This window comes from Saccharopolyspora soli (genome assembly GCF_022678645.1).
Taxonomy (GTDB): domain Bacteria; phylum Actinomycetota; class Actinomycetes; order Mycobacteriales; family Pseudonocardiaceae; genus Saccharopolyspora; species Saccharopolyspora soli.
The window spans coordinates 1-2963 of record NZ_JALBWV010000153.1 but is presented as its reverse complement, the minus strand read 5'-3'; the positions used below and the strand labels follow the sequence as shown (position 1 = coordinate 2963).

2 protein-coding genes are annotated in these 2963 nt (G+C 69.2%); both read left to right on the top strand.

From position 1 onward, the window contains the following. The first annotated feature begins 103 nt into the window (after nt 1-103). Nucleotides 104-1300: a CaiB/BaiF CoA transferase family protein gene (locus MOQ72_RS44015; RefSeq protein WP_242192015.1), complete on the top strand. Its 1197-nt coding sequence runs from the start codon at nt 104-106 to the stop codon at nt 1298-1300. 92 nt (nt 1301-1392) lie between these two features. After that, nucleotides 1393-2730: an MFS transporter gene (locus MOQ72_RS44010; RefSeq protein ID WP_242192014.1), complete on the top strand. Its 1338-nt coding sequence runs from the start codon at nt 1393-1395 to the stop codon at nt 2728-2730. Nucleotides 2731-2963: the final 233 nt, after the last annotated feature.

The following is a 2963-nucleotide window of genomic DNA, read 5'->3' as shown; positions in this document are numbered from 1 at the left end:
GATCCGGCCTGTCCTGCTGGTGAACTCTTCGATCCATTTACTTGTCTAAACAGTATCGTAACTATACCGTCGTTGGTGCACCAACACGAGGAGGTGGCGGCCGATGCCGACGGACGACGCGACAGGGGCCCTGTCGGGCCTGAAAGTTGTCGACCTGTCGCGGGTGCTGGCGGGTCCTTACTGCACGCAGATGCTCGCGGACCATGGCGCGACGGTGATCAAGATCGAGCCGCCCGAGGGCGACATGACTCGCGAGTGGGGTCCGCCCTTCCGGGACGGGATCAGCGCGTACTACTCGGGGCTGAACCGGAACAAGGCCCACGTGTCGGTCGACCTGCGGATCGCGGCCGGGCGCGACGTGCTGCTGCGCCTGCTCGACGACGCGGATGTCCTGGTCGAGAACTTCAAGGCCGGCACGATGGCGCGCTGGGACCTCGGCTACGACGAGGTGCTCGCCGAGTGCTTTCCGCGGTTGGTTTACTGCCGGATCAGCGGCTTCGGTGTCGACGGGCCGATGGGCGGCCTGCCGGGCTACGACGCCGTCGTGCAGGCATACGCGGGTCTCATGGACCTCAACGGCGAGCCCGGCCGTGGCCCGGTCAAGCTCCCGGTCCCGGTCGTGGATCTCACCACCGGAATGCTTGCGCACGGCGGCATCCTCACTGCGCTGTACGAGCGGGAGCGCTCCGGCCGCGGCCAACTGGTAGACCTGTCGCTGCTGGACAGCGCGGTGAGCCTGCTGCACCCGCGTGGCACCAACTACCTGTTCGACGGCAAGCAGCCGGAGCGCCTGGGCACATCGCACTCCAACGTCGCCCCGTACGAGACCTTCGAAACGCCGCAGGGGCAGCTGTTCGTCGGCGGCGGCAACGACCGCCAGTTCCGCGCGTTGGTCACCTGGCTCGGCGTCCCGGAGCTCGCCGACGACCCGCGGTTCGCCCGCAATGCCGACCGGGTGACTCACCGGGCCGAGCTGGTCGCCCTGTTACGGGAGAGGATGGCGGCCCGTGACCTGACCGACGTCGCGCCGGACATGCTCCGCCACGGTGTGCCGGCGAGCATGGTCCGCTCGATCCCCGAGGTCTTCGACGACCCGCAGGTCAAGTACCGGGAGCTGCTCGTCGAGCGAGACGGCTACCGCGGTGTCGGGATCCCGGTGAAGCTGGACCGCACACCCGGTGCGGTCCACCGGATCCCCGGCCCGACAGGCCGGGACACCGTCGGGGTTCTGCGCGAGCACGGGTACACCGCGGCGCAGATAGACCGGCTCGTCGAGGACGGGGCGGTGATTGCGTCGTGAACGACCCGGACGCCGCTGCGGAGGCGTTCGCCGCTCCGGCGCGGTCCATCCGGCCCGCCACACGCTCACCACTCGCAACGTCGCGGAGAATCATGAGCTCACCGTCCTCACGCACAGAACTCTCGACCGCCGAGCCCGGCTCGCACGTGACACCAGCTCGCGCCCGCCGGGTCGCGATCGCGGGCGCGATCGGCACCTTCGTCGAGTACTACGACTTCACCGCCTACGGCTTGATGGCGGTCACTCTGTCCGCCGTGTTCTTCCCGACCCAGGACCAGACTGCAGCTCTGCTGTCCACATTGGCCGTGTTCGCGGCCGCGTTCGTCCTGCGTCCGCTGGGCGGGATCGTCATGGGACACCTCGGCGACCGGTACGGCCGCAAGCCGGTGCTCGCCTGGGCCGTCATCGGGATGGCCGTGTCGAGCTCCTTGATCGGTCTGCTGCCCGGCTACGCGACCGCGGGTGTCGCCGCCACCGTCGCTCTGGTGCTACTGCGGGCCTTGCAGGGCCTGTCCGCCGGCGGCGAGATCGGTGGCGCGGCCACCTATGTAGCCGAGTGGTCGCCGGACGGCCGCCGCGGCCTCCTGTGCAGCTCGACGCAGCTGGGCAACCTGCTCGGAGTGCTCTTCGGCTCGGTCCTGATAGCGGTGCTGAATGTCACGATGACCAGCGACGCCATGCAGGCATGGGGCTGGCGGATCCCGTTCCTGATCTCTCTGCCGCTGGGTCTGATCGGCCTCTACGTCCGCCGTCGGCTCGACGAGACGCCGGAGTTCGAGCGACTGCGCCAGCAGAGCGCGGTCCCGGTAAAGCAGCGGTCGCCGGTGCTCACCGCGATCCTGCACAACTGGCGCGGCGTCGCCCGGGTCGGCGGTTTCTCGGTCGGCTCGTTCGCGGCCTACTACGTCGTCTACGTCTACGGCTCGACCTTCCTGGAGCAGGAGGCCGGGTTGAGCGCCACCGCGGCCAGTTGGTGCAGCACCGGCACCCTCGCTCTCGCCGCCGCCACGGTCATGCTGTGGGGTGGGCTGTCCGACCGGGTCGGACGCAAGCCGGTGCTGCTCGGCGCGTTCCTCGCGATGGCCCTGTTCGCCTACCCGTCGTTCGCGCTGATGTCCTCTGGCAGCACGGTCCTCGGTTTCGCTGGTCTCGCCTTGCTCGGTCTCTGCGAGGCCGCCGTGATGGGCACGATCTTGTCGACCTACACCGAGCTGTTCGGCACCCGGAGCCGTTTCACCGGGTTTTCACTCGGATACAACCTCGGTTCCATCCTCACCGGTGGCACCGCGCCCTACATCGCCACATGGCTGATCGGCACCACCGGCGACGCCCGGGCACCCGGGATCTTCCTGGTGGTCGCGGCGCTGGTCTCGGTCGGCACCGCCCTGACGCTGCGCGAGACCGCGCAGCGGCCACTCACGAAGGACTGATCCACGAGTCCGGGTTCCGTTCTCGCCCCGCACGTCGACGGCCAGTGGGTGGACTCCGGTCTGCCCACCCGGTCGTTCCTCGACCCCGGCCACCGGCGAGTCGCCCGGCGACCTACTTTGGGCCGACGCGGCGTTGCTCGACCCGGCCGCCGTGGGGCTGGGGCCGGTCGATCTGAGCAAGGACTCTCCCAACCGGAAGAAGAACACCTCGCAGTCGGCCGTCGACTGGCTGG